Origin of the sequence: Bradyrhizobium sp. ISRA442 (assembly GCF_038085055.1) — a bacterium.
GTDB lineage: Bacteria > Pseudomonadota > Alphaproteobacteria > Rhizobiales > Xanthobacteraceae > Bradyrhizobium.
The window spans coordinates 36,770-62,692 of the sequence record NZ_JALGCN010000010.1 but is presented as its reverse complement, the minus strand read 5'-3'; the positions used below and the strand labels follow the sequence as shown (position 1 = coordinate 62,692).

Annotated in this window: 32 protein-coding genes; 8 read left to right on the top strand and 24 right to left on the bottom strand. The window is 58.4% G+C overall.

The annotated features are described in order from the left end of the window. The first annotated feature begins 850 nt into the window (after positions 1–850). Together MTR72_RS21570 and MTR72_RS21565 are read left to right on the top strand one after the other, a co-directional pair. A complete protein-coding gene (locus MTR72_RS21570; protein WP_341511021.1) occupies positions 851–1,405 on the top strand; it encodes a peroxiredoxin in 555 nt (184 codons plus the stop codon). A gap of 6 nt (positions 1,406–1,411) precedes the next feature. Further along, positions 1,412–1,960: a carboxymuconolactone decarboxylase family protein gene (locus tag MTR72_RS21565; RefSeq protein WP_280968664.1), complete on the top strand. Its 549-nt coding sequence runs from the start codon at positions 1,412–1,414 to the stop codon at positions 1,958–1,960. 233 nt (positions 1,961–2,193) lie between these two features. Here MTR72_RS21565 and MTR72_RS21560 read toward each other — a convergent pair whose 3' ends face one another. The 7 genes from MTR72_RS21560 to nifH all read right to left on the bottom strand — a co-directional run bounded on the left by MTR72_RS21560 (position 2,194) and on the right by nifH (position 10,064). Continuing rightward, positions 2,194–2,490, bottom strand: a complete 297-nt coding sequence (locus MTR72_RS21560; protein WP_341510925.1) for a ferredoxin family protein — start codon at positions 2,488–2,490, stop codon at positions 2,194–2,196. A 38-nt stretch (positions 2,491–2,528) separates the two neighbouring features. Beyond that, positions 2,529–3,836 carry an FAD-dependent oxidoreductase gene (locus MTR72_RS21555; RefSeq protein ID WP_341511020.1) on the bottom strand — a complete coding sequence of 436 codons (1,308 nt, stop codon included), beginning with the start codon at positions 3,834–3,836 and terminating at the stop codon, positions 2,529–2,531. 11 nt (positions 3,837–3,847) lie between these two features. Next, positions 3,848–4,957 (bottom strand): electron transfer flavoprotein subunit alpha/FixB family protein, encoded by a 1,110-nt coding sequence (locus MTR72_RS21550; RefSeq protein ID WP_280968662.1) that lies wholly within the window; start codon positions 4,955–4,957, stop codon positions 3,848–3,850. A 997-nt stretch (positions 4,958–5,954) separates the two neighbouring features. After that, complete coding sequence (gene nifW, locus MTR72_RS21545) at positions 5,955–6,296, bottom strand: nitrogenase stabilizing/protective protein NifW (RefSeq protein ID WP_341510924.1); 342 nt, start codon at positions 6,294–6,296, stop codon at positions 5,955–5,957. 476 nt (positions 6,297–6,772) lie between these two features. Beyond that, complete coding sequence (gene nifV, locus MTR72_RS21540) at positions 6,773–7,957, bottom strand: homocitrate synthase (RefSeq protein WP_341510923.1); 1,185 nt, start codon at positions 7,955–7,957, stop codon at positions 6,773–6,775. Positions 7,958–8,237: 280 nt separating this feature from the next. Next, positions 8,238–9,032: a nitrogen fixation protein NifQ gene (locus MTR72_RS21535; protein ID WP_341510922.1), complete on the bottom strand. Its 795-nt coding sequence runs from the start codon at positions 9,030–9,032 to the stop codon at positions 8,238–8,240. Between the two features lie 147 nt (positions 9,033–9,179). Next, positions 9,180–10,064 carry a nitrogenase iron protein gene (gene nifH / locus MTR72_RS21530; protein WP_027571409.1) on the bottom strand — a complete coding sequence of 295 codons (885 nt, stop codon included), beginning with the start codon at positions 10,062–10,064 and terminating at the stop codon, positions 9,180–9,182. Between the two features lie 407 nt (positions 10,065–10,471). Here nifH and MTR72_RS21525 point away from each other — a divergent pair, with 407 nt between their 5' ends. From MTR72_RS21525 to MTR72_RS21515, 3 genes are all read left to right on the top strand, one after another. After that, positions 10,472–10,630: a hypothetical protein gene (locus MTR72_RS21525; protein WP_341510921.1), complete on the top strand. Its 159-nt coding sequence runs from the start codon at positions 10,472–10,474 to the stop codon at positions 10,628–10,630. Between the two features lie 7 nt (positions 10,631–10,637). Next, positions 10,638–11,051, top strand: a complete 414-nt coding sequence (locus tag MTR72_RS21520; RefSeq protein ID WP_341511019.1) for an ArsC/Spx/MgsR family protein — start codon at positions 10,638–10,640, stop codon at positions 11,049–11,051. A 449-nt stretch (positions 11,052–11,500) separates the two neighbouring features. Further along, positions 11,501–12,244, top strand: coding sequence for an OmpW/AlkL family protein (locus tag MTR72_RS21515; protein WP_341510920.1), 744 nt, complete (start codon positions 11,501–11,503; stop codon positions 12,242–12,244). 436 nt (positions 12,245–12,680) lie between these two features. Here MTR72_RS21515 and MTR72_RS21510 read toward each other — a convergent pair whose 3' ends face one another. Beyond that, positions 12,681–13,028, bottom strand: a complete 348-nt coding sequence (locus MTR72_RS21510) for a (2Fe-2S) ferredoxin domain-containing protein (RefSeq protein WP_341510919.1) — start codon at positions 13,026–13,028, stop codon at positions 12,681–12,683. A gap of 531 nt (positions 13,029–13,559) precedes the next feature. Between MTR72_RS21510 and MTR72_RS21505 the strand changes: the two genes are divergently transcribed. Then, entirely contained in the window at positions 13,560–13,961 is a 402-nt protein-coding gene (locus tag MTR72_RS21505; protein ID WP_280968657.1) for a hypothetical protein, read from the top strand. A 460-nt stretch (positions 13,962–14,421) separates the two neighbouring features. On the opposite strand, the gene MTR72_RS21500 is transcribed toward MTR72_RS21505, so the two are convergent. The 14 genes from MTR72_RS21500 to MTR72_RS21435 all read right to left on the bottom strand — a co-directional run bounded on the left by MTR72_RS21500 (position 14,422) and on the right by MTR72_RS21435 (position 23,169). Beyond that, positions 14,422–14,895 carry a Rieske (2Fe-2S) protein gene (locus tag MTR72_RS21500; RefSeq protein ID WP_280968656.1) on the bottom strand — a complete coding sequence of 158 codons (474 nt, stop codon included), beginning with the start codon at positions 14,893–14,895 and terminating at the stop codon, positions 14,422–14,424. Beyond that, positions 14,892–15,194, bottom strand: a complete 303-nt coding sequence (locus MTR72_RS21495; protein WP_341510918.1) for a hypothetical protein — start codon at positions 15,192–15,194, stop codon at positions 14,892–14,894. Before MTR72_RS21495 ends, MTR72_RS21500 begins: the two co-directional genes overlap by 4 nt. 207 nt (positions 15,195–15,401) lie before the next feature. Next, positions 15,402–16,556, bottom strand: coding sequence for a DegT/DnrJ/EryC1/StrS family aminotransferase (locus tag MTR72_RS21490; protein WP_341511018.1), 1,155 nt, complete (start codon positions 16,554–16,556; stop codon positions 15,402–15,404). 41 nt (positions 16,557–16,597) lie between these two features. Next, a complete protein-coding gene (locus MTR72_RS21485; protein WP_280968655.1) occupies positions 16,598–16,867 on the bottom strand; it encodes a hypothetical protein in 270 nt (89 codons plus the stop codon). Positions 16,868–16,901: 34 nt separating this feature from the next. Continuing rightward, entirely contained in the window at positions 16,902–17,261 is a 360-nt protein-coding gene (locus tag MTR72_RS21480) for a DUF3024 domain-containing protein (protein WP_280968654.1), read from the bottom strand. Between the two features lie 15 nt (positions 17,262–17,276). Next, positions 17,277–17,516, bottom strand: coding sequence for a nitrogen fixation protein NifZ (locus MTR72_RS21475; RefSeq protein ID WP_280968653.1), 240 nt, complete (start codon positions 17,514–17,516; stop codon positions 17,277–17,279). Further along, positions 17,513–17,827, bottom strand: coding sequence for a nitrogen fixation protein NifZ (locus MTR72_RS21470; RefSeq protein ID WP_341510917.1), 315 nt, complete (start codon positions 17,825–17,827; stop codon positions 17,513–17,515). Before MTR72_RS21470 ends, MTR72_RS21475 begins: the two co-directional genes overlap by 4 nt. A gap of 350 nt (positions 17,828–18,177) precedes the next feature. Then, on the bottom strand, positions 18,178–18,402 hold the full coding sequence (locus MTR72_RS21465) for a 4Fe-4S binding protein (protein WP_091881697.1): 225 nt from the start codon (positions 18,400–18,402) through the stop codon (positions 18,178–18,180). Positions 18,403–18,412: 10 nt separating this feature from the next. Next, on the bottom strand, positions 18,413–19,903 hold the full coding sequence (gene nifB / locus MTR72_RS21460; RefSeq protein WP_341511017.1) for a nitrogenase cofactor biosynthesis protein NifB: 1,491 nt from the start codon (positions 19,901–19,903) through the stop codon (positions 18,413–18,415). 354 nt (positions 19,904–20,257) lie between these two features. Further along, positions 20,258–21,121: an SIR2 family NAD-dependent protein deacylase gene (locus MTR72_RS21455; RefSeq protein WP_280968651.1), complete on the bottom strand. Its 864-nt coding sequence runs from the start codon at positions 21,119–21,121 to the stop codon at positions 20,258–20,260. Beyond that, positions 21,118–21,342, bottom strand: coding sequence for a putative nitrogen fixation protein NifT (gene nifT, locus MTR72_RS21450; protein ID WP_280968650.1), 225 nt, complete (start codon positions 21,340–21,342; stop codon positions 21,118–21,120). Before nifT ends, MTR72_RS21455 begins: the two co-directional genes overlap by 4 nt. A 5-nt stretch (positions 21,343–21,347) precedes the next feature. Beyond that, on the bottom strand, positions 21,348–22,520 hold the full coding sequence (gene nifS / locus MTR72_RS21445) for a cysteine desulfurase NifS (RefSeq protein WP_280968649.1): 1,173 nt from the start codon (positions 22,518–22,520) through the stop codon (positions 21,348–21,350). After that, positions 22,517–22,807: a NifU family protein gene (locus tag MTR72_RS21440; protein WP_280970860.1), complete on the bottom strand. Its 291-nt coding sequence runs from the start codon at positions 22,805–22,807 to the stop codon at positions 22,517–22,519. Before MTR72_RS21440 ends, nifS begins: the two co-directional genes overlap by 4 nt. 41 nt (positions 22,808–22,848) lie before the next feature. After that, positions 22,849–23,169 carry an iron-sulfur cluster assembly accessory protein gene (locus tag MTR72_RS21435; protein WP_280968648.1) on the bottom strand — a complete coding sequence of 107 codons (321 nt, stop codon included), beginning with the start codon at positions 23,167–23,169 and terminating at the stop codon, positions 22,849–22,851. Between the two features lie 268 nt (positions 23,170–23,437). Between MTR72_RS21435 and MTR72_RS21430 the strand changes: the two genes are divergently transcribed. Further along, positions 23,438–24,028: a hypothetical protein gene (locus MTR72_RS21430; protein WP_341511016.1), complete on the top strand. Its 591-nt coding sequence runs from the start codon at positions 23,438–23,440 to the stop codon at positions 24,026–24,028. 8 nt (positions 24,029–24,036) lie between these two features. On the opposite strand, the gene MTR72_RS21425 is transcribed toward MTR72_RS21430, so the two are convergent. Next, complete coding sequence (locus tag MTR72_RS21425) at positions 24,037–24,432, bottom strand: Rieske (2Fe-2S) protein (protein WP_280968647.1); 396 nt, start codon at positions 24,430–24,432, stop codon at positions 24,037–24,039. Between MTR72_RS21425 and MTR72_RS21420 the strand changes: the two genes are divergently transcribed. Continuing rightward, on the top strand, positions 24,340–24,795 hold the full coding sequence (locus MTR72_RS21420) for a hypothetical protein (RefSeq protein WP_341511026.1): 456 nt from the start codon (positions 24,340–24,342) through the stop codon (positions 24,793–24,795). The genes MTR72_RS21425 and MTR72_RS21420 overlap by 93 nt on opposite strands. A 210-nt stretch (positions 24,796–25,005) precedes the next feature. On the opposite strand, the gene MTR72_RS21415 is transcribed toward MTR72_RS21420, so the two are convergent. Further along, entirely contained in the window at positions 25,006–25,848 is an 843-nt protein-coding gene (locus tag MTR72_RS21415) for a host specificity protein (protein ID WP_280971323.1), read from the bottom strand. Positions 25,849–25,923 lie beyond the last annotated feature (75 nt).

Below are 25,923 nucleotides of genomic sequence, written 5' to 3'. Positions count from 1 at the left end.
CTCCCCCCCGGCAAGGTCGCGTGCGGCACATCGGGATCGAAATTGGGCTGATCCATTGCCATTGGAAGACCTACCGGCATTTGATACTTGCGACTGAAAGTTTTGCTTCTCAGTCAATTCTTCGCCAATGCCCTCACATCCGCGACAAATTGGGTCGTGCCTGCACAGCCACATACCTAACGCACCTAAGATCTTGAGACATTGAGGTCTCTCCTTCTGATCATGGAGCTTCAGAGTGATCGCCGCATGTATGATCCAGACTGTACAACCTGACGCTACGTAGAGTTCAAGCCCCAATCGCCGCCGACGGCGAGCCTGCTTGACTTTCAAACGTTCAGGATCCGGCAAACCCTCGAGCATGGTGATCTACCGCCGCTTCAAGCGCCTTAATGCGCAAAGCGCCGTAGCCTATGATCACTCGCACCTTGTTTGGCAGCCGCGAGCATCTGGCCTTACTAGCGCAATCTGTTGTCGCGGCGATACAGCCGCTCTTGTTTGCGCTAGATGCTACGAACCTCGCGCTTCGTCAGGTTCGGTACTTCCATTCGATGTCGGCAGGCCGACAGTCATTCATCACATTGATGGCGAGATGATGCAGTTTGCTATTGAGGGACGCAGAACGGGCTTTGACCAGACGCTTGCAGGCGAACATCTCCGGCGGTCGCGCAAAGCAAGACTGTTTTCATGAGTTTTGGCAAGGAAGGGCTTGGCTACAGATTTTTCGCCGATAGACGCTCCAAGCGCCCGGGTTTGCCTGCAGCCGCTCGAATCCACTCCTGAGAACGGATGGCATATAGCTTGCTTCAACAGTGAAGTCACCTTCTACGGAAAGCAAATTTGTGAGGACAGCATGCTCGGAATTGGAAGTCAGTTGCCGCCGTTCGAAATCACAGGCGTGAAGCCCGGTTTTCAAGCGCACGAAGAAGGAGGACAGAGTGCATTCGAGACGCTGACCGAAGCGAGCTTTCCAGAAAAATGGAAGATCATCTTCTTCTATCCCAAGGATTTTACCTTCGTCTGCCCGACAGAGATCGCTGAGTTTGCCCGGCTTTCCAACGAATTCGCCGACCGCGATGCAGTTGTACTGGGTGGTTCGACTGACAATGAGTTCTGCAAGCTCGCTTGGCGGCGCTCACATGTCGACCTGCACAATCTGCCAATCTGGCAGTTTGCCGACACAAAGGGAACGCTCGTCGATGGTCTTGGCGTGCGTTCACCCGAAGGGGTTGCCTATCGTTACACCTTTATTGTTGACCCCCAAAATACGATCCAGCACATCTATGCGACCAATCTCAGTGTCGGGCGCAGTCCTAAGGACACTCTCCGCGTTCTGGACGCGCTGCAAACCGACGAGCTCTGTCCTTGCAACCGCGAAATCGGCGGCGAAACCTTGAAGGTTGCTTGAGGCAGCATGTCGTCGATCGAACAACTAAGCGACAGGATTCCCGATTTCGCGAAGGATGTCAGGCTTAACTTGACCTCCTTGGTGGCCGATGAGACGCTTTCGCCGCAACGAAAATACGGGCTGCTGCTGGCGAGCGCGATTGCCACCCGCAATGCAGCCCTGATTGCCGCGATGGAATCGGCTGCGTCCGCTATGATGACATCTGTGGCGGTTGCCGCAGCGAAAGCCGCAGCCTCCCTGATGGCAATGAACAACGTCTACTACCGCTTCGCTCACCTCGTTTCCAACCCGGAATACAAGACGATGCCGCCACGGCTGCGTATGAACGTGATCGGCAATCCCGGCGTGGACAAGTCCGATTTCGAGCTGTGGTCGCTTGCGGTCTCCGCGATAAACGGCTGCGGTGCGTGCATCGATGCCCATGAGAAGACACTGAGAGCCGCGGGCGTCAATTCCGAAGCGATCCAGACCGCCGTGCGCTTTGCCGCTATCATGCAGTCAGTGGCGATAGCAATCGAGGCCGCTGGGCCCAACCCCTCTCAGGCGAGAGGCTGATCCTTCCTCTGCCATCCGATCGACTGCGTTGTGGCGCCACTCAGTGGCGCCACAGCCAGTCCTTCGCGGCCCTCGAACGAGCGGGACATCTGCAAGTCATGTCTTGCGCAGCGTCCCCATGAAGAGTGTCTTGCTCGAATTCCAGGCGCCGTGGAAGTGACGCGGAATGCGCCACAGATGCGGTGAGACCCTGTCGCCTAACGTCGGTCGCACCGCGGCCCTTCGTTCCACGATCACCCAAACTTGAACAGCACTCCATATCCGCCGCGCGGATGGCTCCATTCGATGTCGCCGGTGGGCTCGGCAATCACGCGGCAGGTACCGCACTCGATGCAGCCGTCAACGGTTATCTCGACCTGGCCGTCGTCGTTGAGCTCGTAGCATCGTGCGGGGCAGGCTTTCAAGAGTGCAAGTAGCTGCGGCGACGGCGTCGTGTGCGCACGGATCTTGACGTGAGGGTGACCGATGTCGACAAGATAGCGGTTGTAATACAGCTTGTCTTCGACGCGCACTGGGGGTTCGACATTCATGCTTTGACCTTCCATTGTTGGGCTTCACACTGTCGCGGTCAGCGCCAGGCCCTGGCAAAACGACAAGCATCGCCGAACAGACCTGTCCATGACCGCGCCTTGACAAAGGATTTCAGGGTCGCCTTCTCCTTCTCAACCTTGGGCGTACCATCGACGCGCACAAAGTTTTGCATCGCCTTGGAGATGAGCTGCGGATAGGTGAGAAAGAAGTTTTGTGACTGGGTATGCATTAGGGGCGGCAAATCCTTGTACTTCTTTAGATCTTTGATGACGAAGGACTCGTCTAGCATCTTCTTGTAGATCGACAGATTTGCTGCACTCATCGGCTCGCCGCGCGATTTCACCAGACCTATCGCTTCGGCGGCGATGCGGCCGGAAGTCATCGCGAGATTGGAACCCTCACGATGAACGGCATTGTTGAGTTGGGCCGCATCGCCCACTACGACCCAGCCTTCCCCATAAAGCTGCGGGATCGACTTGTACCCGCCTTCAGGAATGAGATGGGCCGAATATTCCTTGACTTCGGACCCTGCTATCAGGGGCGCCACAGAGGGATGCCTCTTGAATTGATCGAGCAGGCCGTAGGGCGTCTGGCCCGTGCGCTGGAAGTCGGCGACGAGACAACCGATGCCGAGCGAAATGCACTCTTTGTTGGCGTAGATGAAACCCATCCCGGTCATGCCGCGGGAAATGGTACCGGCCGCCTCGATCACGACGCCTTCATCGCCCTTGAGATTGAAGCGCGCCTCGATAGTGTCGCGAGGCAAGAAGTGCATCTCTTTCACCGCGAGCGCGACGTTGTCGGGTGTCGGCCGCGCGCGCAGGCCCGCGCGGGTCCCGAGCAGACCATTGACCCCCTCGGCCAGCACGACGACATCGGCATGTATTTCTCCGTCTCGGCGATCTGTACGAACACCGACGATCCTTTCACGCTCGTCCCGTACGAGCTCGGTGACGGTCGTCTCGCACAGCAAGGTCGCGCCAGCCTCGCGCACCTTGGAAGAGAACCATTTGTCAAACTGGGCGCGTATAATCGTGTACCGGTTCGGCCGTTCCTCGTTGAAGTCGTCTGAACGGTAATGCATGCCGACATGGGAACGATCGTCCATCATCCAGAACCGCTGCTCAATCAGGTGACGTTCGAGCGGCGCCTCCTCTCGAAACTCGGGGATCAGCTTTTCCATCATGTCGGCATAGAGGATGGCGCCCTGCACATTCTTCGATCCTGGATATTCGCCCCGCTCGAGCTGCAGCACCTTCATGCCGCGCTTGGCCATGGTCAATGCCGCCGCGTTGCCGGCCATACCGGCTCCGACCACGATCGCATCGAATCTCTCTTCAATCATCATCATCTCCTCTAGACCGCGATCCGGGCGCGCGAATTCGGCAAAAGCCGGGCGCGAAATGCGGCCGTCAGCGCCGGTAGCAGTTGGATGGCGTCGCTGACGATCGCGAGATGGGCAAAGTCGAAGATCGGAGCGTTCTTGTCAGTATTGACGGCGACGATCAGATCCGCGCCCTCCACGCCAACCCGGTGCTGGATCGCGCCGGAAATGCCGGCGGCAATATAGAGCTTTGGCCGGATGGTTTTCCCCGTCTGACCGATTTGCCGGTCAGACGTAACCCACCCTTTTTGTACCAGAGGACGCGAGCAGCCATATTCAGCGCCAAGCAGAGTTGCGAGCTCGCGCACCAACCGAAAGTTCTCAGGCGATCCCAGTCCCAGGCCGCCCGCAACTACGACATCGGCATAGGCCAGATTGGAGGTTTCTGCATCGCGGTCGGGTAGGAACGACAATACTTTTGTGACAATATCATCTTCGAGAAGGCCGAGCGGATGGACGATGATACGAGCGGCATCGCGTACGACGCGCTCAGGCATCGGCATGACCCGCGGGCGGACGGTTGCCATCTGCGGACGATAATTCAAGGTATAGATCGTGCAGAGCAGCGAGCCGCCAAAGGTCGGACGCGTCGCCGCAAGCGAACCATCGGCGTCGACGTCCAGCGCGGTGCAGTCGGCAGTGAGCCCTGTCGACAGAGTCGTCGCCACGGAACCTGCGAGATCGCGACCGAGCGTCGTCGCCCCCAACAGCAGGATCTCGGGCTTGTAGGTGTTGACGAGTTCGGTTAGCGCTTTGGTATAGGATTCGTTGCGGTAATCCGACAAAACATTGTCGCTCACGAGATAGGCCAGATCGGCGCCATAGCAAAAGGCGTCAAGCGCGGCGTTACGTGTGTGCTGCCCCTCCGGACCAATAACGACAGCGGCAAGATTCACCTTTAGCCTGTCGGCAAGCCTGCGCCCCGCACCCATGAGCTCCCATGAAACCGGATGCACCTGGCCGCGCTCCAGCTCGACGAAGACCCAGACGTGCTTGTACGCCTTAAAGTGCTCCGGCAGTTCTTTTTTGGCTGCTGCGCGGCCGGCCGCCGTCGGCATGGCCGTTCTGGTGACATTGCTCATACTCTAAAATCCCCTCAAAGATAGGCGCGCCCGCGCCACAGTTTTTGCTTTTTAGCTTCGTTAACTGAAGATCACTTTTGGTCAGCAAGGGGCCGGCTGCTCTGCCCCGTCTGCTTAGTCCGACCGGCCGCACAACAAGACGCGTCGTCGCGATAGACGTACCGGTCTGGCCGGATTTGGAGAGGTCTTCCAAACTGGACCCTTGCGCGCCAGGTTCGACGAGCGCTACCGCGGCGGCCAGGGCGCCGCGGTGATTCTGACCGGTTGCTGCCATGCCTGAGTTGGCGAGTCCGTTCGCTGCGCAATACCTGCGCCTCACTTTCGGCCCAGCGGCTCCACATTGACGGTGACGACGAGAGCGATCCCGGCAACGCACCTGTCACGCAATCCATGCCGAGCCTCCAGCACCGAAAACCCGTATGGGCCGACGTTGGCCCTCTTCCTGACGCATGTTGCTATTCGCCATGAGATGGATACGAATCTGAGCGGAATCGGGGGCCGATTTGATGCGGACGACGCTGTGCATACCCTCTCCAGGTGTAGCGCGAAGGGGCTACTTATCCATTGACCACCATCTCACCGTCGATACGGAACTTCGATCGCGTCAAAGACCGTTTCGAACGGACCTGGCGCGATCGTAGGCCACGAGATGATGGCGCAGCGCTCGGCAGGCAGTAAAAGCAGCATCATGGGTCTTCCTTCAATCTCATCTCGGACGACTACCATCTGTCGGCATCGATGATCGGATCGGCAGGACAACAGCAAGTGTCGTACCAGTTGCAAAAACCGCTGAAAGTCGGTCCAAAGCATTGGTTTGGCAGACTCTAGAAATAGCCGCTGATACCGTGGACACGACCAGTCCAGACATGGGTCGGGAATACGACAGGCGCCGCTCGGGTCATGGCGGCAGAGAGTTGACCCGGATGAAGACGAAGGCCCCACATCGGGTTGCCACGGCGCCCCGTCGGGCAAACCTTGCTTGCAGTGGAGCGCGAGATCACTTCAGCTCGCTCAACGGGACAAAGGCCGCGGCCTTCTTAGGCTCTGCGACGGCATCCTTCAAAACCTTGAACACTCGCTGGTCGATCGGTGTCGATGCCACGAAATCGGAATAGGCCTGCTCCAGCATCGCCTTGCACCGAGCTCTGATTTCCGGCTCTGCCGCACCAGTAAATTGCTCTTTGGCAAAATATTGTCCCATGCGCTTTAAGATGTGAAGGCGCGCGACATTCACGATTTTAGGGTCGTAATCGACGCCAAGCAGCGAAAAAAAATCCTCTGCCGACGAGGCCTTGCTGAGCCGATCCAGGATACCGGCTGCCGGGGATGAGTTGAGCATCGAAAATTCTCCTTCGGATTAGCTCTGGACGGTCAATGAGATGGGGTCGCGCCCGTTCACTGCTGCCGTCCTGCCTCGCACAGCTGGTGCGCATCGCCAAAGCCTGACGCCGGAAAGCGATGCCCTCAACTTCGCTGCCCAGATCGGCAGGCCCGCCGGTGACGACGTCAGTCCCGATGAAGATCCGGGATCAATGGCGAGACCACGATCGAGGTTGACGCTCGTCAGGACGGTCGCCGGACCGGAAATCAGCCGCGCGAGAAGACGCCGATTGGCAGTCCGGGGACGGCTCGCCATTGGATAGGAGATCACAGCATGTATGGCGCAACGATAAGTAAGATCTGGAGGTGACATCGCGCCCGGGATCTGCCGTACGAAAGCTGGGCGCCGTTCGTCCCCATCAGCGACATCAAACGCCCTCCTTGCGGCGCGTCTGTTTGCGAATGGTCGACGCAAACGCTGCTGGACACGGCTTTTCACGCGGGGTGGGTTGCTAGGCATCCGCACACGTCGCGCCAGATCGCCGCCACGGTTTCGCGCTCGACCGGCAGCTTGTGCTCGATGGCATATTTGCGGACTCGCGACAGGATCTGTCTGGCTTGATCGGTGCTGGCGACGAGCTGCAGTTCATCGAGTAACGCGGTGATCGCCGCAAGTCCGGAATGCTTGCCGATCACAAAGCGGTTGCAGCGGCCAAGCAAAACGGGATCAAGCGATTGATAGGTGCGTTGATCCTTCAAAAGGCCATCGACATGAATGCCGGATTCGTGCGTAAATACATGCTCGCCGACGATCGCCTTGTTCATAGGAATCGCACGTGCGGCCGCGGCTGCTACCACCGCGGCGACGTTCTCGAGCTCCGGGAGTATGATGCCGGTCTCGCGCCCGTAGAGCTGCTTGAGTGCGACCGCGATTTCCTCGAGCGGTGCATTTCCGGCCCGCTCGCCCAGCCCGATGACGGTCACTGAGGCGTGGCTCGCGCCAGCCTTGATGGCGGAGAGCGTGTTGGCGGTTGCGAGTCCGAGATCATCGTGACCGTGAAATTCGAGTTCGAGATCGGTGGTCGCACGCAAATTCCTGACCAGCGCGTAGGTTGCGTCGGGATCGAGCACGCTAAGCGTATCTGCAATGCGAAAGCGACGCGCGCCCGCGGCCTTTGCGGTTGCCATCAGTCTGATGAGAAAATCGATGTCGGCGCGGGAGGAGTCCTCACCACCGACGGCGACATCAAATCCGCGCTCACAGGCATAGCCTACCACTCGCTTCACCCGTTCCAGCGCCAGGTCGCGATGACCACCTAGCTTGGCCGCGATCTGGACATCGGAGGTCGGGATCGACATATTGATCATGGACACCTTTGCTTCGATCGCCGCGTCGACATCCGATTCCCGCATCCGGCACCAGCCTATGGTGGTCAGCGGAAGATCTGCTTCGACAATGGCGCGGATGGCGGCGATCTCCTCGTTGCCCATCGCGGGCGTTCCCGCCTCGATTTCCGTGACTCCGGCCCGCGCCAGCGCCTGCGCGATCGCCAGCTTTTCCTCTGTGGTGAACGCAACGCCAGGTGCCTGCTCGCCGTCGCGTAACGTCGTGTCGTTGAGCACGGTGGACCAAGACGTTTTGGCGGCGGTGCTGGCGGCAATCACGCGAGAGCTCCTCATTGTTTGACCTACCTAAGCTTCAGCAACCAGCATAATGGGTTGCCTGGGACGACGGGCTGCATGACGAAACTAACGCTTCTGTCCTCGACCTTCTTGCAAATCGATTGTCGCAAATGCGACAGGCTCATGAAGCGGACGCCTTGCCTGCTGCTACGCCGAGTTCGAACGTTAATGCAACTGCGGCGCGCCAGGATGTGAGAATTGTCGCGGAGCACTTGGGCCCGCCGCCGCCTTGGACACATGATCACTCGCTCGCATCAAAACGGCGTCAGCCGCGCCCTCAACCTCCCGCGCGGCTTACCAAATCCGGCAACGCTTTCTCGAATGACTGGGCGACAGCCGACCTTTGTGGCAGTTGAGATGGCCAGTCGCCGGCAACGACCGGCCGGGCCGCCCCCTGCGACAGAAAATCGCGCCGGCGCTCGGCCATCCGGCTCTCACCGCTTTCTTCGCCGAAGCAGATGCTAAAGTCGTCACATTGGTTGCACACGGGTGTTGTGCACATCACGAGGCCTTCATTCTCGCAAAGCATGCGGTAGAAGAAGCGCTTCCAGCGCATATTGTTGACATTGCGCGCGGCGAGCGGCGCGAAATGGCGGCTCAGCAGCCGAGAGAGTTCGCCGCGATTGCGCAAGCCGAGAGCTTCCCACAGATGGTCTGGCTCAATGGCGCGGCGCGCGATCATCGCAGCCAGCCAGCGGCCGATATCCCCTTCCGTCGAGCGTTGTTTGAGCAAGAGATCGCGCAGCATTGCGATCTCGTCGTCCTCTTCGCACTTGAAAGCCGAGAGCTGCTCCGCGAGCTTAATCTCAATCGAGGGAAAGTACTGCTCCAGCAAGGCCGCCAGTTCAAGGCCGGACAGGCCGGCCTTCTCGGGAAGGGAGCCACCATCCATTGTGGCAGCCGCCAGGATAGACGCAAGGACATGGCGATCGAAATTACTGTCGATGGCAATATCGGCATCTGCAGGAGGCACACCGGTGAGCAGACGGTAGGTTGCAATTCCCCTGTGCATCTGGGTGTGGGCATCAACGGCACAAGCCGCCATGAACGGAAGGAAGTGCGCTTCGAACATAATTTTGAGGGTTTCCACAGTGGTCAGGTTTGCGCTGCCGCATCATGGTTTTGGTCAGGGTCGATCGTCAGAATGCCGGCCTCCCGGGATGGGCAAGGGAGACCGGCATCCGTCGCGGCGCCTTCACAAGGCCGCGACTCGCGACCTTTACGAGGCCGCGAGTTCGGCGGCGGTCTTGCCGATGATGGATTCGTCCACGGGCTTCATAATGCCATGCTCCATCAGCATGTCCTCGAGCTCGTCCATGGAGATCGGAGTCGGGATGATGCCTTTGCCGCCATTGTTGTGAACCTTGGTCGCAAGATTGCGATAGTGATCGGCCTGCTTGGAATCGGGTGCATATTCGAGCACCGTCATGCGGCGTAACTCGGCATGCTGCACCACGTTGTCGCGCGGCACGAAGTAGATCAGCTGAGTGCCTAGCTTCTTGGCCAACGCTTCCGCCAGTTCCAGCTCCTTGTCGGTCTGCCGCTCGTTGCAGATCAGACCGCCCAGCCGCACGCCGCCAGAGTTCGCGTATTTCAGGATGCCCTTGGAAATGTTGTTCGCGGCATACATCGCCATCATTTCACCGGACATCACGATATAGATTTCCTGCGCCTTGTTCTCGCGGATTGGCATCGCAAAGCCACCGCAAACGACGTCGCCGAGCACGTCGTATGAGACATAGTCAATGTTCTCGTAGGCGCCGTTCTCCTCCAGGAAATTGATTGAGGTGATGACGCCGCGGCCGGCGCAGCCGACACCCGGCTCAGGACCACCGGACTCCACGCAGCGAATGTCCTTGTAGCCGACCTTCATTACGTCCTCGAGCTCGAGGTCCTCAACGCTGCCGGCGCTCGCTGCAAGGCTCAAAATCGTATCTTGCGCCTTGGCGTGCAGAATCAGGCGGGTCGAGTCCGCTTTCGGATCGCACCCTACAATCAGGATTTTCTGACCCATCTCGGCCAGCGCCGCCAGCGTGTTCTGCGAAGTGGTCGACTTGCCGATGCCGCCCTTCCCGTAGAACGCGATTTGTCTCAGTGAAGACATGTTGCTCTCCATCAACCGATTTGCCAAAAGTTGCGCGCTTCTTGCGCGCGAGCTTGTTTCTCTCTCAGAAACGGGGGCACACGGGATCGAGGGAAGGAGCGCATCGCTCGCCTTACGCGTCGGCGTGCACTCAGCCCTCACTCAGTGTTGCTGCCGCTTATTAGCAACCGCCGTGCCAACGCTTGACCGCGCTCCTTAAGCTTCTGATTACGTTTCATAAAACCAACCAGCCGCTGAGTGATCCCGGCTGTTTTGGATCTGACAGGATCTGCGGCTGTCAGAAATCGAACAACGACCACAACCATCAACGCGAAAAGCCGGTTTAGCGGGACCTGTTCCGATGCGTTCAGGTGTGGAACGTAACTTGCTGCTCTTCTTGCAAGCCGGGCGATTTGAGGAGAGTGAATATGTCGGTCGGGCTCGAAACCTGGCGGCCCAGCGGCGAGTGTTGCAAATACGGTACGGCGCTTGGTGCTTTGACATTGGAGATGATCGGGAAGAAATTCGAATGGGCTCCCGAAAGCAGCAGCGCCGTGCCAATCGTTCAGCTCAGCGCGCCTACATAGGTATATCCTGGCGACAATCATCTTTTATCAGAAGCCCGGCTGCGCCACTAACGCGCGTCAGATTCAAGTGCTAAAGTCCGCCGGCCACGACGTGATCGCCCAAGACATCCTAAAGAAGCTATGGGATGCGGAGGAATTGCGCGGGTTCTTCGGCAACATGCCCGTCGACTCCTGGTTCAACCGAGCTGCGCCCCGTATCAAGTCAGGCGAAGTCAATCCCGATACTATCGACGCGGCAAGCGCACTCGCATTGATGGTGGGCGATCCGCTCCTGATACGACGACCGCTGATCGACGTAGACGGGGCACGATGTGCCGGACTCGATCATGAGCCCGTGCTGTCGCTGCTTAGCCGCAAGACGCAAGATGATCTCGAGGGATGCTTGCACGAAGCAAACTGCACGCGTTGTCCGCAGACGTGAGGAAACGGCGGAGCGCACCCCCAGCCCATCAAACGAGGCAAAGATGACGTTTCCCACTTCCGGCTTCCTTCACGGGCAATAGACGACGGGACCTTCGCTGAGACGGCCCGCGCGAGTGGCGGCTCCGTAATGGGCATCGCCTATATTGCGCTCGAATGCCGCGCTTCTCGACCTTGTGAGAGGCCGCGACAGTTGCCGCCTTATCGCGCATGACGTCCGCGGCCTGGATTGGATCAGAGCACCAAGCCGAGAGGCGGTTTCTTGAAGAGACTCGGCTCTCTTAAATTGAATATCGATCAGAACAGATCACCACGCTTCGCGGCCGTGATCCTTATGCAACTTAGCGACATAATTGCGCTATGACCGCTCCCATTTTGATCGGTATCAAATCCTCCGCCATTCCCCGTGTGTGACAGAGATATCGCGCGGCTCTTCGCGCGGACTTTGGAATGGAGAATTCGATGAGAACAAAGACAGTTCTGACGAGGGCATCGCTCCTCGCGCTAGCGACTTCGTTGGCCAGCATCCCGGTACAGGCTGCGGATCTGGGTCGGGCGCCGATCTACTATAAAGCGCCCCCGATCGAACCCTTCAATCCATGGATGATCCGCTTGCGCGTGCTTGGCGTTTTGCCGGATACCGCAGGCAGCTCGGTCAGCGTCGTCGGGGCGCCCTCGCTGTCCTCACCAAGTTCTGGGCTTTCGATCAGCGATCAAGCCATACCCGAGCTCGATATCACCTATTTCTTCACAAAAAACGTTGCCGCCGAACTCATTCTCGGCGTGACCAGCCATCACATCAGCGGCAATGGCGCGCTCACTGGCCTCGATATCGGCAAAGCCTGGCTGTTGCCGCCAACACTGACCCTGCAATATCACTTCACCGATTTCGGCGCGCTCAAGCCCTATATCGGCGCGGGCATCAACTACACCGCATTCTTCAACCAATCGGCAGCCAACGCGTCGCTCGCCGGTCTTGCCGTGACGGATTTGCGCATCAGCAACCAATTCGGCGCGGCGGTCCAATTCGGCTTCGATTACATGCTTGATCGTAACTGGGGCCTCAACTTTGACGTGAAGAAGCTATGGCTGCGGCCGGAGTACTCCGCGACCGTAAACAACGCGATTGCCGTCACCGGGCGCGCCAACATCGACCCATGGCTCGTCAGCGGCGGCGTCACTTACAAGTTCTGACGCTAGAACAGGACCAGAAAGGGGAATCCCTTTGATCAACCCGGACGCGGCGAGCCTATCGAGCGCGTCCCCTAACCTCACCGCAGTGCAAGCAGAGCGAGATGACGCGTCAAGGACGCATCATCTCGCGAGACGCGGGGAGCCATTCGCAGCATTGCTCTCGCTGTGAGCTGCGGATCGCGCGGCATGGAGTGACGGTACACAACAGATCGACCCAGCATATGATCATATTGCTGTTTCGTCGCGCGTTGCAAAGGCGCCATTTGCATATTGGGCCGGAGAAGAAGGGCGGCAACGTCAATGACCTGCCGTTCGCAGATCCGGGGCGTGAGGGCTACGCTCAACCTCAGACGATCCGAGCTCCGAGCGGCCAGCTCGTCGCCGGACAATCCGTCGATGCTTGCTAGCCCGGGCCAGTGGCCGCTAATCGAAACCTCTAGCTTCGCTTTAGCACCATCACAAGGCGGTCCACACGTTTGCCCTGCTTGAGGTGGGAGTTTACGATTTCGTCAACATCCTCAGGCGTGGTCGCGCGATACCACACTCCATCGGGATAGACGACCATCAAGGGACCAGAGTTACAAAAGCCAAGGCAGCCTGCCATCGTGAAGCCAATATCGTTGATGCCTTGCGCTTCGATCGCCTTGCCCATTCGATCCCACAGGGCTTGCGCGCCGGAGGCGCCACAGCTGCCGTGCGGATGAGTTGGCGGACGCTGCGTGTTGCAGGCAAAGACATGATGCCTATAAAGTTGAGGAAGCTCGAATTCGGTTTCTGAGTTCATGCGCCTATCCTGTGATCAAGGGGCTTCATCTGAGAAGAGACAAGGTGCGAGCACATCGCCCCGACAATCTCTTACGATTAAACGCGGCATCGACCAATTGATGCTACTGATTCCCACTCGCGCTTGCCAAAGCAGGCGAAATGAGCGGGCGCCATCGTGATTGTCGTCGCTGAAGATCAGCGATAGATACCTTCGCGTCCGGAGCAGCCTCCTTGATCAATTCCAACCTCTTCTGCCCTCATCGCGATCTTTCTACTCCTGCATCACTTGCTCACCATCCAACTTCTCCAAAGCAAGTTGCACACCAGATGCGTAACGTTCGTTTCTGCAACGATCCCTTGCTTTGCGCGACTCACAATTATTGCCGAGGTTGCGACAATGTCGTTCGCTTCTGTTTCGGACACGACAAACCTCGCATAGCGTTTGACCTCCCGCTTCAACCTTCTGCAGTTCGTATGCAGAATAACCGAGAGTCTCGGTTATTTTGCCCAGCTCTTGCGCTACCATATCTTGGAATGATCACCGATCTTCATGACCCTCGAGCCGCCTAGCGAGGAGCTCGACGATCGCGCGGTGAATCGAGCGCTCTGTTCTGCCATGGATGATCGGCTAGCCGCATTGACCGACGCGAGCCCACAGCATCTTTTTCGCCCTGAAGCTGGACGCTGCGTTCCGCCGCTGCTCATCTATCGTTTACTCAACAGATATCGCCTGTCGCGAGAGCCCAACGAGGCAGGGACGATCGCCGAGCCAGCTTTGAGGCTGCAGACCAAGCCGGTCGCAATCCCCATCGGCAGCAACGTTAAACCGGCAACACAGCGGCCCCAGATTTGGCCCACGCTTCGCTCGATACACGTCAAGACGCGCTTGCAGCGGCAAATGCGGAACAACGAGCACGTGCTCATTAATGCATTTGCTCCTAACCGGCCCTAGCTCACGATGGTGACGCCATTCGCTAAGGGCGTCGCACGAACGGAGGTTTGGCATGGCAGTTGCACCGCCGGCAGTAACGCCAGCCGCGCCGGCCGGCCTTCTGACACAGGATCGTCATTCCTCCTGCCCAAACGGTCCTGTCAGTCTGGGTCCCGCCATTCTCTCAGCCCAGACGATGCCCTCGGCGAACTTCCAGCCGCCGGGGGCATTTCCCGCTCAAACATATCGCCGGCGGTAGGAAGCATGTCCCGCCTGCCGGCTCGATTTGACGAGCCAGCGCAAGAGCAGCTTGTTGGTGCGGCGGAGGTCGCGGAGTGCAAGGCCGCAATCCGGCGAGGTGCCCGCTTTTTTTCACAAATCAAAAGCCGTGACACGCATCTGCCAACGCTCACGAGTACGATGGCCTCGTCCGACGGCAAAGCGCCTCACGCAGCTTGAGCACAACAATGCGATAGGGCCGTTAGTCCGGATGGATCGTGATATCCATGGTTTCGTCGCTGTCCCCGAACGGGTCGGCAAACCGATCGTCCTCCAGGAGCTTGACGCCGCACAGGCAGACGTCACCTTCGATCACGGCGAGCGCTAGCGGCTCAAGCGATTGTCCATCGCAGGGGCCGTCGATGCACATCCCAGTGTCGATCTCGAATCTTGCACCGTGCCGGCCGCATCTGAGAAAGGAGCGGTCCGCCGAGAAAAACGCACCGCAGCCGATGTTGAGCCAGACGCTCTCATGCGGACAACGATTGACGTAACCAAAATAGTCGTTGCCGAAGGTGCGCACCACAATAATTGGAAACGGCCGGCTCTCGCCCCTATCATCGATCCGCGACAGGCTAAAGCCCATGGCCCCACTCCGCTCGATGGCATCGGCCGGACAGACGACAAAAACCTCGATGTGATCGCTCATCAGGTTGCCGATTATTGGTTCGCTCATCCCAGCCTCGCAGTTTCCTGCTTGAAGGCTTCGATCGCAGTCCGGCTCAGCTGAAAAATCCCACGGCCACGAGCGAGCGGCCGATAAGCCGAGCTGGCACGGGCGTTGAGGACATCAAACCACTGGTTCGGCGTGAGCTTCGCCGGACGCTCGCTGATTTGGATCACCCTCCCGTTCGGACCGAAGCGGACGTGGATGATGACTTGTTGCGAGTTCATACCGATCCCCTGTTTTGGTAACTCGAAAGATCCTGAGCGGACACCGAGAATCTCGACTGTGATGTGCTTGGTTTCAGGCACTTTTTGAGCATTTCTCTTGCGGCCTTAAGACGAGTGCATGCCTCCAGCGGGATCCGGCGCGCTCCCGCCATGTGGATCACGATGTGTGCCCGGCAACGCTGCCACAAACGACATATCCTCGGTCCGTTTGCTCATCTCTCGCGATGAGAAAAACTACGATCATCGCAGTTCAATCCTCGCTCTTCCGTGTCGTGGATGACGAGCATCTCAGTAAATCGCTGCACCCGCTCCCACGTTGATCGACGCATCTTTCATGGTCTCGACGATAAATTCGATCTTCTTGTTCGTGAGATGGGTGTGAAACGGAAGCGCCAGAGCGCGATCGGATATTTTTTCCGCAACCAGGAAATCGCCACGCCGATAGCCGAAGTCAAAGTAGTGGCGTTGCAAGTGCAGCGGCTGGCTATAGGCGGCGCATTCAACCTTTGCGCCGCGCAGATCATCGATAATGGCGTCGCGCCCCGATCGCGTAAAGCGTGTCGACAGATGAACGAGATAAAGCAACCAGTTCACCTCGGTCACATCGGGGCCAACATAAGGCGGCTTGATGCCCTCAAATGATTGCATATGCGCGTTATAAAGCTGCTCGACCAACCGACGCCGCTCCAGAATTTCATCGAGACGCTTGAGTTGCGCTAGACCCAAGGCAGCCGTGAGATCGCTCATGCCGGCCTGATAAGGTGCCGTGCTACCGACAACAACGGAGGATCGCTCGTCCAGGCGATGGGCGCGATGGCGACGCAAGCCGACCGCGATGTCGATATCGTCGGTCACCACCATTGCGCCTTCGCCACAGGTTAGGGCCACCGGCTGAGCAAAGTCGAACACCGCGATGTCGCCAAACCGGCCGGCGAGCTCACCCTTATAGCTCGATCCGATCGCCTCGGTGGAATCCTCCAAAAGCAGCAGCTGATGGCGCTGCGCGACCGCGCGCAGCTCCGACCATGGCGCTGGATGACCGTTGGGATTGCCGGCAACAATCGCCCGCGTGTTGGCCGTGATGCGCTCTTCGGCCTTCGCTGGGACTAATGCTCCCGACCAATAGTCGATATCTGCAAATACCGCTCGTGCGCCTGCGAGACTGATGGCATGCGCGGTCTCACGAAAGGAGTAGGGCGAGGCGATAACCTCCTGCCCCGGGCCAATGCCGAGCGCCCTCAGCGCAAGGAGGAGCCCGATGGTACCACTCGAGACCGCAACGGCATACTTGCGGCCAAGATAGGCGGCGAAAGCGTGCTCAAACGCCTCAGTGATCCGCCCGTTGGAGATTTGCGGCGAACACATCAGCGTTTTCACGGCAGAGAGCTCGGCGAAGGTGATATCAGGATCGGACAGTGGAATGAATGATGCATTCTCTTCCACAGTGTGCGCGCCATCAAGCCGATACTCTGCTAGTTCAGTGGTCACCGTCCAACATTCCTTTTGGCCAATACGATGCCGGTCGCCCGCGTCGGATCGGCCGTAATCTGCACGCAGTGATCCGATCCATCGATCAGATGAAGGTCGAAACGCGGAAACTGCCGGAACGGCTGATCCGCCACATCCGACGCATCACAGCACACCCAAGCAAACTGAGGAAAGCGGCGCCGCAGCTCGACAAACGGACCCATCTCGGCGCCATCGGCTGCAAGCAACCGCTCGATTTCGATCAATTCCTCCGCGGTGAGCGCCATCGTGGCTCCTCTATGACTCGTGAAAGGCGGGGCGTCATTGCCAGAACAGACGCTCCGGATCCGCATTCAATTCGTCGATTGCAGAAGTCAACCGATGGTAAAGGCTGTAAAATTCCCAGATTCCTCGCGCGTGGTTCTTGCGAAACAGCTTCCAGATCCCGCTCACGGCATCATAAAGAATCAGCGCGACATCGATGAGAGCGCCATCCTTGTCGATGTTGCGCGAGCAACAGGGGCTCTCGACGAGGTAGCCGCCCCTCACCGGCGTCACGTTCGGCGAGACGTAGAGATAGCGCTTGCGCGAGCTCAAGCCGCGCTCGATCCGTTTGCGATCGAGCTCGTTGGGGTGAGGCACCAGCCCGGCCTTTACCTTTCTCATCAGCGCAGCATTCATGGCGAAAGCCTCCATTCAAAGCATTGTGATTTCTTCTTCAAGACAGCCGATGAGCAGCTGCTCACCAAAATCGACAATATAGATCGGCATGTTCGCTTCGGTATGGATCGCGACGTTGATGATCTCGCCGGTCGCTCCGGCGGCGAGCAAGACTCCCTCGGGCTCCGTATCGGGAAATGAGTGGTCGTTGATGAGGTCGACTGCGGTTTTGACCCGCTGGCCCCGCCGATATTTCGGAAAGCCGGGCTGCGTCATGACTCCTCCGGCAATGGCAGATCATCGATCTCCTCGCAGGCGTCCACCGGCTCTAGTTCCTTGCGCTTCATGCCAACGCGGTAACCGCTTTCCAAAAACTCGACGCCGTAGATGTAGAATTGCTGCAGGAATGTGCCGATCGAGACGACGTAACCCACCTCTCCCTTCTTGACTAAAACGTCGCCAATCTCCTTGCCGCGATAGGTGCCATCGTTGCGGATGGTGCGATTGGCTCGCACCTTTTGGCCAAAGCTGAAGACAGGCGGCTCGCTGAGCTCGACGACGTCGCTGTCGCGAACGATGCTGTTCATGTACCGCGCCTCATGCATCGCTCCTTTAGAGATGCGGGGGCCGCCTCGCCCAGGCGAGATCCTGGATCACTTCATCCTCGCGCGGCATCGTCAGTCACATTGACGATGGCAGCGCTGCCTAGAAGGCCGCTCTCGGCATCGCGAAGCGCCTTTGGACCGTCGCGCGGAATGAAATGCCCACCAGGGCCGTGCTGCCGACCAGCAACAGCACGATCGCAGGACAATGCAGCGCAGTCGTCGTCCGTGATGGAGGACCGAACGTCGGCGCCTGCGCCGCCGCCAACGCGCAGCACGAAGCTTGCGACGTTTTCAGCACCAGCTCTTGGCATGCCGCTCATGGGGTTCACGCTTTAGGCTGGCGCCTGGTAGCGAGGCAAGGACGTGTCAACTACGCATGTATTGTCGACCGGACAGGCTGCGACACATTGCGGCTCGTCGAAATAGCCTACACATTCAGTGCATTTCGCCGCTTCAATGACAAAGCTTCCCCCCTTCTCCGAGATAGCAACGTTCGGGCATAAGGGTTCGCAGGCTGAGCAGCTCGTACACTGCGAGGCAATGATCTTGAATGGCACATATTCCCCCTTACGCTGCAGAGATCAGAGATCCTTGCCGGATCGCGGCGTCGCCGCGCTGCACGTGCTGGATCTCCCCGCGTTTGACCTTGTCCAGATAGGATTTGAACCAGGCGATCGCCGACTTCTCAATGAACTCATGGGCGTATTGATCGACCGGCTCGATCCCCGCCTTGATCAGATTGCTTTTCGGGCAGCCGCCGATCTTGGACACGAAGACCGCATGGCAGTCATGGATGCCACGCATGATGGCGGAAAGCCTGTCCTCCTCGCCATAACCGCCCAGGCAGTAAACGTCCACGCGGCGGTGGCCGACGAATTTGGCGCCGGATGTAGAAAGTTCGTACACCTGGAATTCCTTTGCATGCCCAAAGTGCTCGTTGATCAACCCCGAGCCCTTGGTTGCGACGGCCACTAGAAGAGTGATCGCGCTCATCTCTCCGGCAAATTCCGCAAGCTCCTTTTGGGCGGCCGCGACTTTGGCGGCACGCTCATCCTCTACCCTGCCCTGATATGCCTTGCGCATCTCTAAGTCATATTGGACGTCCATCTTCATGACCTGATCGGTGGTGAACTCTGCGCTGCGATTCTGCCCGAGTAGACCGACCGCATCGGCGCGGCACTGGCGGCAATGCCGCATCATTTTTATCTCTCCTTCGCAAGCATCTTGCAGCGCCTTCAATTCCTGCGCCGTCGGTCCGCGCTGACCGTTGAGACCAAATACTGTGCCGTGCTCGGGCGCGGAGATCAGCGGCATGATATTGTGAAGGAAGGCACCGCGCGACTTCACCGCCTTGTTGACCTCGACCAGGTGGTCGTCGTTGATGTTTGGGATCATCACCGAGTTGACCTTGCACAGGATACCCCGTTCGCTGAGCATCTCGAGGCCTTGCAGCTGGCGAGAGTTGAGTATCCTTGCCGCGTCGATGCCGGTGTAGCGCTTGTGGTTGAAGAAGATCCACGGATAGATCTTGGCGCCGATTTCGGGATCGATCATGTTGATGGTGATGGTGACGTGGTCAATTTTGGACCTGGCGATGGTATCAATATGGTCCGGCAGAGTCAGTCCGTTGGTTGACAGACACAGCTTGATGTCGGGAGCCGCCTTGGCGACCAGCTCGAACGTCTTGAACGTCTTTGCTGGATTGGCCAGGGGATCGCCGGGACCAGCGATGCCAAGCACCGTCATCTGCGGAATGGTGGTTGCGACCGCGAGCACTTTTCTTACCGCCTGCTCAGGGGTGAGCTTCTCGCTCACCACACCCGGACGCGATTCATTAGCGCAGTCGTATTTTCGGTTGCAGTAATTGCACTGCATGTTGCAGGCAGGCGCGACAGCGACATGCATGCGGGCGTAATGATGATGCGCTTCTTCGCTGTAGCAGGGATGGTTCTTGACCTTTTCCCAGATTTCGGTCGGCAGATCGCCTTGACCTGCCTGCGAGCCGCAGCTCGCCTGCCCGGTCTTGGCCGAAGCGCGGCAGGCGGCGGACTGCATCATCTTGCCGCTATCCACTGCAGCTTTGACATATTTTTCGCGTTCGACGACCGCGTTCATTTTCATTTTTCCCTGCAGGCATCATCGGCCCCCCAGGACCATCCGTGAGCGAGCCTCAAGAAGCTGAGTAGCAACTTGCATGCCATGGCGGAGACGATGAAATTGCAGCCATACGCCAACGAGTTAGCGGAAACGATCGTCGCTGGCGCATGGAAGAACAGCAATGATGCGCTTGTTGACGATGCGACAGATACGTCGTCATTCTCACGCAGAGCTCCATGGCTTGGCATTCATTCTCGCGTTGCGGCTCTCACAATATGCCGATACGAGCTGGGGTATCCGGGCTTCGCAAGGCCACTAATGGGTGAGCAGTATCTCAACCGCGCAAGGGAGCCCAATCGCAAGCGGCGTCAGACCTTGCTCGAGTAGAAAGCGGAGCTCGTTGCGAGAGAGCGCGTCCGGATCAACGATCGCATAGTGGGTGTCGGCCGAGCGCTTGATGATCTGCCGCGCATAGCTACGCAACAGCTGGTCGTTGAAGCGACAGCCGATGAAGAGAAAGGTCTGTCCGGTTCGCCTTTCCTTGATGATGTCTGGAATTGGCGTCTGAATGTCGATTTCGGTCAACGCCTCGACATAGTCAGCGTCGGAGATAAGGAAGTTGTTGGCCGGCTGCACGCTGCCATGCGGCTTGTACAACACCGTCGCCCAGCTGCCGGCCACGGCACTGTCGACCTCTTGGCCACGTGAATCGTAAAAGCGATACCAGCGATTCTCGCCAATGCCGATGCGGGTGATACCCTGCACTTCGCCCCATCCATCGCGCTTACCCAGCGCCGCGCGCATGGCGGCATCATACCACGCGTCGACTATGACGGGCAGCGACAGGGACGCAAGATGATGGTGCAACCGCGTCGGCTCGACTGGCCGAGCGAAGGCCTGCGTCATCAATGCCGTCACGGCGGACCGGTGTTTGCTGATCTCGATATGCTGCGCCGACGCCCATGCATTGCCCTTAGCCCGCCGCGGCAGCGCAACCTTGCTCGCGAAGAAGCTGGCCAACGCCTCTGGCGTGGTCGGCATATCGGATCTGCACAATTCGGCGAGGCCAGGACCGAGATAGGGAATGACGCTCGCGGCCCTCAGGCCGGCAGCGATGTCCACGAGCGTCGCCTTTGCATCGGCAGCATCGACAAAGTCGATCTGCGGGGGCGCCTTCACGGATCGTCCCCGTTCTCGCCCCGTTTTTTGGCGTTGATTGTGATCGGTAACCGTGTGTCGCTCGGCATCTCGGGCAAATCGAGCACCCAGCCATTAGCTACTTTGATCCAGCCGCCCCATAGCGTCTCGTACTCGGATTCCACGATTGGCTCTTCGAGATCCTTTTTTGGCACGTAGATCGACAGGCCCGCGTCCGGAGACCGGCGGATCATGATTTTCACGAGGTCTACTCCCTGACTGCGACGGGGGAGGTGGCGCGCAGGCGAGCCACGACGTCGGACACTGCGCACACGACCTCATCGACCTCCGCGACGGAGGTTTCACGCGACAGAGAAAAGCGCACCGCGCCACGCATCCGCCACGCCGGCACCTGCATGGCACGCAGAACATGCGATGGCTGCATTGAGCCGGCGTTGCAGGCTGATCCGAGCGACACGGCAATGCCCGCCCTATTGAGATGGTGGGCGATGGCTTCGCCTTCGAGACGATCGAAGGCAATATTGGCCGTGTTCGCTAATCGATTGCTGATATCGCCAAGCGCAACGCACTCGCCATTGTGCAAAATTCCCTGCTCAAGGCGGTCGCGCAACGCGCCAATGCGATCGCGCTCGGGTTCAAGCTGCTCCGCCGCAAGCTCGGCGGCCTTTCCCAGGCCGACAATGCCGGGAATATTCTCAGTCCCGCCGCGGCGCCCTCGTTCCTGTGATCCGCCGCAGATCAGCGGCCGGAATTTAGTCCCTTTGCGCAAATATAGCGCGCCGACCCCCTTGGGGCCGTGCAGTTTGTGCGCGGATAGCGACAGCATGTCGATCGCACTGTCCTTTAGGTTCACGCGCACCTTACCGATGGCCTGGACCGCATCAGTGTGAAACAGCGCGCCCGCCTCCCGAGTCAACCCGGCTAGAAACTCCACAGGAAACATCGTTCCGGTCTCGTTGTTGGCCCACATAACCGAGGCAATCGCTGTGCGTGGCCCGAGTGCGCAACGAAACGCCTCGATGTCGAGCCGGCCGCGAGAATCTACGGGTACGATGTGCGTCTTGACTCCTCTTGTCGCCAATTGCTCGGTTAGCGCAAGAACGGCGGAGTGCTCTACCGAGGTGGTGACGATCTCGTCGCGGTCTTCCTGCGTCGCAAGCGCAGAGAGGACCGCGGCATTATTGGCCTCGGTCCCTCCCGAGGTGAAAACGATTTCATGATCGTAAGCGTTCCCTAGCAGGATGCGCAAGCTACGCCGGGCCTGTCTCACAGCGACTGCGACCTCGCTGCCAAAGGCATGCGTGGACGAGGCATTGCCGAACTGCTCGGTGAAGAACGGCAACATGGCTTTCACGACGGATGGATCGGTCCGCGTCGTTGCATTGTTATCGAGGTAAATCGGCACTCGATTTTCGCTCAATTCACTGCCTCGCCTGCAGCAGCGACGGGGATCAGGCGAACCAATTCGCCTAGTTTATCGACCAGCCGCGCCTGAATGCCTTTCAGCGTCACGCTCGAAAGCTTACACAACGTGCAGGCACCGGTCAGCCTGACCATGACCCTGCTGCCATCGATCCCGATCAGGTGACAGTCGCCAACGTCGCGCTGCAGATTAGATCGGATCTCTTCGATTGCGCCGCGAATGCGACGCTCTCGGTCTGTCGCAGTGGACGACGATTGCCTCCGTTGTCCTGGTTCGGCCGGCATGCTTCGATGTCTTCTCCTCAGCAGCTGAACGATTTGTTTCATCAGCTGAACGATTTTCCGCATGAGCAGTTCGCGGTGGCGTTCGGGTTGTGAAAGGTAAAGCCAGAGCTCTCCAGTGCCATCACGAAATCGATGGTCGTGCCGATCAGATGCTCACAGCTCTTGTTATCGACGAACACCTTCAGACCGTCGCATTCGATCACGGTGTCGTCAGGCTTCGGTTCTTCGACCAGACCCATCTTGTATTTGAATCCATTGCAGCCGCCTGCTTCGATCATGACGCGCAGACCGCCGGTCGGATGCGTCGACGATGAAATCGCGCTCTTGATTGCATTCACTGCGCTATCCGTCAGGTTGATCACGGCTTTCCCTCATCAACTTGGATCTAGCAAGGGCAAGTCACGTGCCAGCGCGCAGACGTTTGATGATGCTCACTTTTTCGGATCGCGCCTGTTGGCTTTGGAATCGGTGTCGCGTTCCCGACAAGACTCCTTGACGCGATCGCAGCCACTGACGCGATTTCTTTCTAAGCTACGGCGAAGGCCCCTGCTCATGCGACGGCAAGCAATTTGCATCGCATCTGGCACCGGCCAAGGCGTCGGTGAAGAGCTTAGATCGAGGAAGAATTTAATGACTGCAATCGAGAACACCGCACTCGGCAGACTTGAGAAGGAGGGCCGCTTGCTCAATGCCGTACTCAAGGGCGGGACTACCAAGCCGGGCCGGTTCGGCTTTCGCGGCGACGTGGCACTAAAATTCCAGACTCAGGTCGCGGACGAGAAACGGCCGCCAGACTATTCGATTGAGCAGGTGTTGGCGATCGCGCAGGACGACGAACGCACTATTCCGGTGCTGGCCGGCTACCTGCATTCCTTCGCCTATCTTGCTGACGTCGCGACCGTCCTTGACGGCGCCTTGAGCCCAGCCGGCAGCTACTTCATGTTCTGCAACAACATTGATTTACTGGCGAAGTACCATGTGAAGTTCGGTGATATTAGCTTCCACGTCCTACCGTGCGATGAATCCACGGTTTGGAAGGAGATGATGGACCTGGTCGGGCTCAACAAGGACGAAATCAAGAAGCTCGATCCGGGCGGCAAGCTTGATTACCTCCTCGATGCCGCAAAGGATCTCGACCTATCCTATGAGGAGATCTCGTACGATGACGGGCTAAAGAGGATGGAGCCCGTGAAAAACCGCAACGAGAACCGGCCGGTCTGAGCGCGGCTTCAGTTGTTGGCCGATGCATCGTCTTCGACAAGATGCACACCAACGACGCAGATATCACCATCCAGAACTGCCAACGCGATCGGCGTGAGCGCTCTACCTTGACATGGACCTTCGACGCACCGGCCGGTGCCGAGTTCGAAGGTCGAACCATGCTTGCCGCACATCAGCCGGATACCGTATGGATCGAGGAATTCGTTCCGCTCCCAGTCCAAATTGACGCCGTTGTGCGGGCATTTGTTGACGTATCCAAGCACCTTTTTGCCCCAGCGCACCACAATGATGGACCACGGCCGGTGATTGCCGTGATCATCGACGACCATAAGGTGGAATCCCATGGCCTGGCGGCTCGGAATGTCGTTAAACCTGCAGATCGCGTAGATGGGATTTGGCTTCATTTATCGCCCATTCATTGCAAGACGCTTTTTCATTGTCGCTGTGCAATCAACCTGCAAGAACCGTACACGTGCCGGGCTGATAGTGTCTGTGGTGATCCAACGCGCAAGCCGCCATTGCTGGCTCACCCAATCACCCGACGCATAATTCAGAAGATCGACGCGAAGCTGTCGGATTATCGCGCCATCCTCCAATATCGCCACCTGGGCGAAGGATCGATGGATGTCCATGCGACCAATCAATTCGACAATTTGGGGCTTGCTGCCGTTTCCATGAAGGCCGTGCAGCTGCAGCTTTCGGGTCCAAGCCCTCTACACCATTTGCCGGATAGCTGCCTGCGGTGGCTGGTCGTTGCTGCTCGTTGATGGTCACTCCGTAGGGAGCCCCCGTTACGCCCCCTCGGATCGCATCCAACCGCAGCTTCGTCAGCGCCTTCGGAGAAAGGTTGAACGGACGTTTCAGCCGGCGGGGGCGACGCAGCGAGCGTGCGCCCCCCTTTGAAGCAAGACCGTTGAGCCCGGGATAGACGGTCAAATATCCGTCATTTCAGGCCCACTGCTGCGATTGCGGCCAATTTACTCCATGTGCATCCCCCTAAGAGCGCGCTCCAAGTAAAATGAAGGGTCATCGTCCGACGAATCCGTTTCGTAGCTTCTCTGAGGGCCGACATCACTGCCCCCATCTTTGGAAAGATACTTCGTAGGCTTGCCTACCCGCTGCCACTCGTCGTTCTCATTCTTCGCCCACACATCGGGGCGCTGGTGAGGATCAAGCACCCAGTGGTTACGACCCACGTTAACAAAACCCATGTCCGCTAGACGAGGTTCCATGCCCGCTAGGGCCGGCCGCGACAAGATCAGCGGATGGTCCCCGTCCTCTCGCAGTTGATGTTCTAGCAAGATATCGCCAGCGTTCTCGACAAGCGGATGAGTCACCCTAAGATCTACGACGGATGTGATATCGTTGCGCCCAAACTGCTGCTGAAAATGGTCTCCTTTAATCCGAGCCGGGCCTCCTGCTCTTAGAAGCCCCACAATTTCGTCGCCCAACCGGTAGCTATAAAATCGTGCTGGCTTATTTGGATCGTCGTAGGTGTTGGCGTAACTTCCAGCAACCGTCGCTGCGCGCTCAGCCTTCTGGGAGACGAAGTCCGAGTACTCTTCTGGGTTCTCGGCGATGTGCCTGATATCATTGCGTAAGAATCTCTCAACTCCGCGCAAGAAGGACTCTCGGTCGATCTCTCTAATGGGCGGTTCGGAAACGAGAGAGTATGACGCCGCTGGTTCGGATGACGACCCACCTCGTTCCATTCCTGCAACTGTTTCCGCAAAACGGGGACTATCTCCCGCTTCTGACGAATCGTCAGTTTGGTTACCGGTTGTGAACTGGCTGGATGAGCCGACGCTTCTGCCATACATGAGAGCGCTCTCCTATCGGCAAAGTTGCACGCAATTGAGCTCGTGCCGTGCAAGCCCTCGGCTAGGATAGAATTC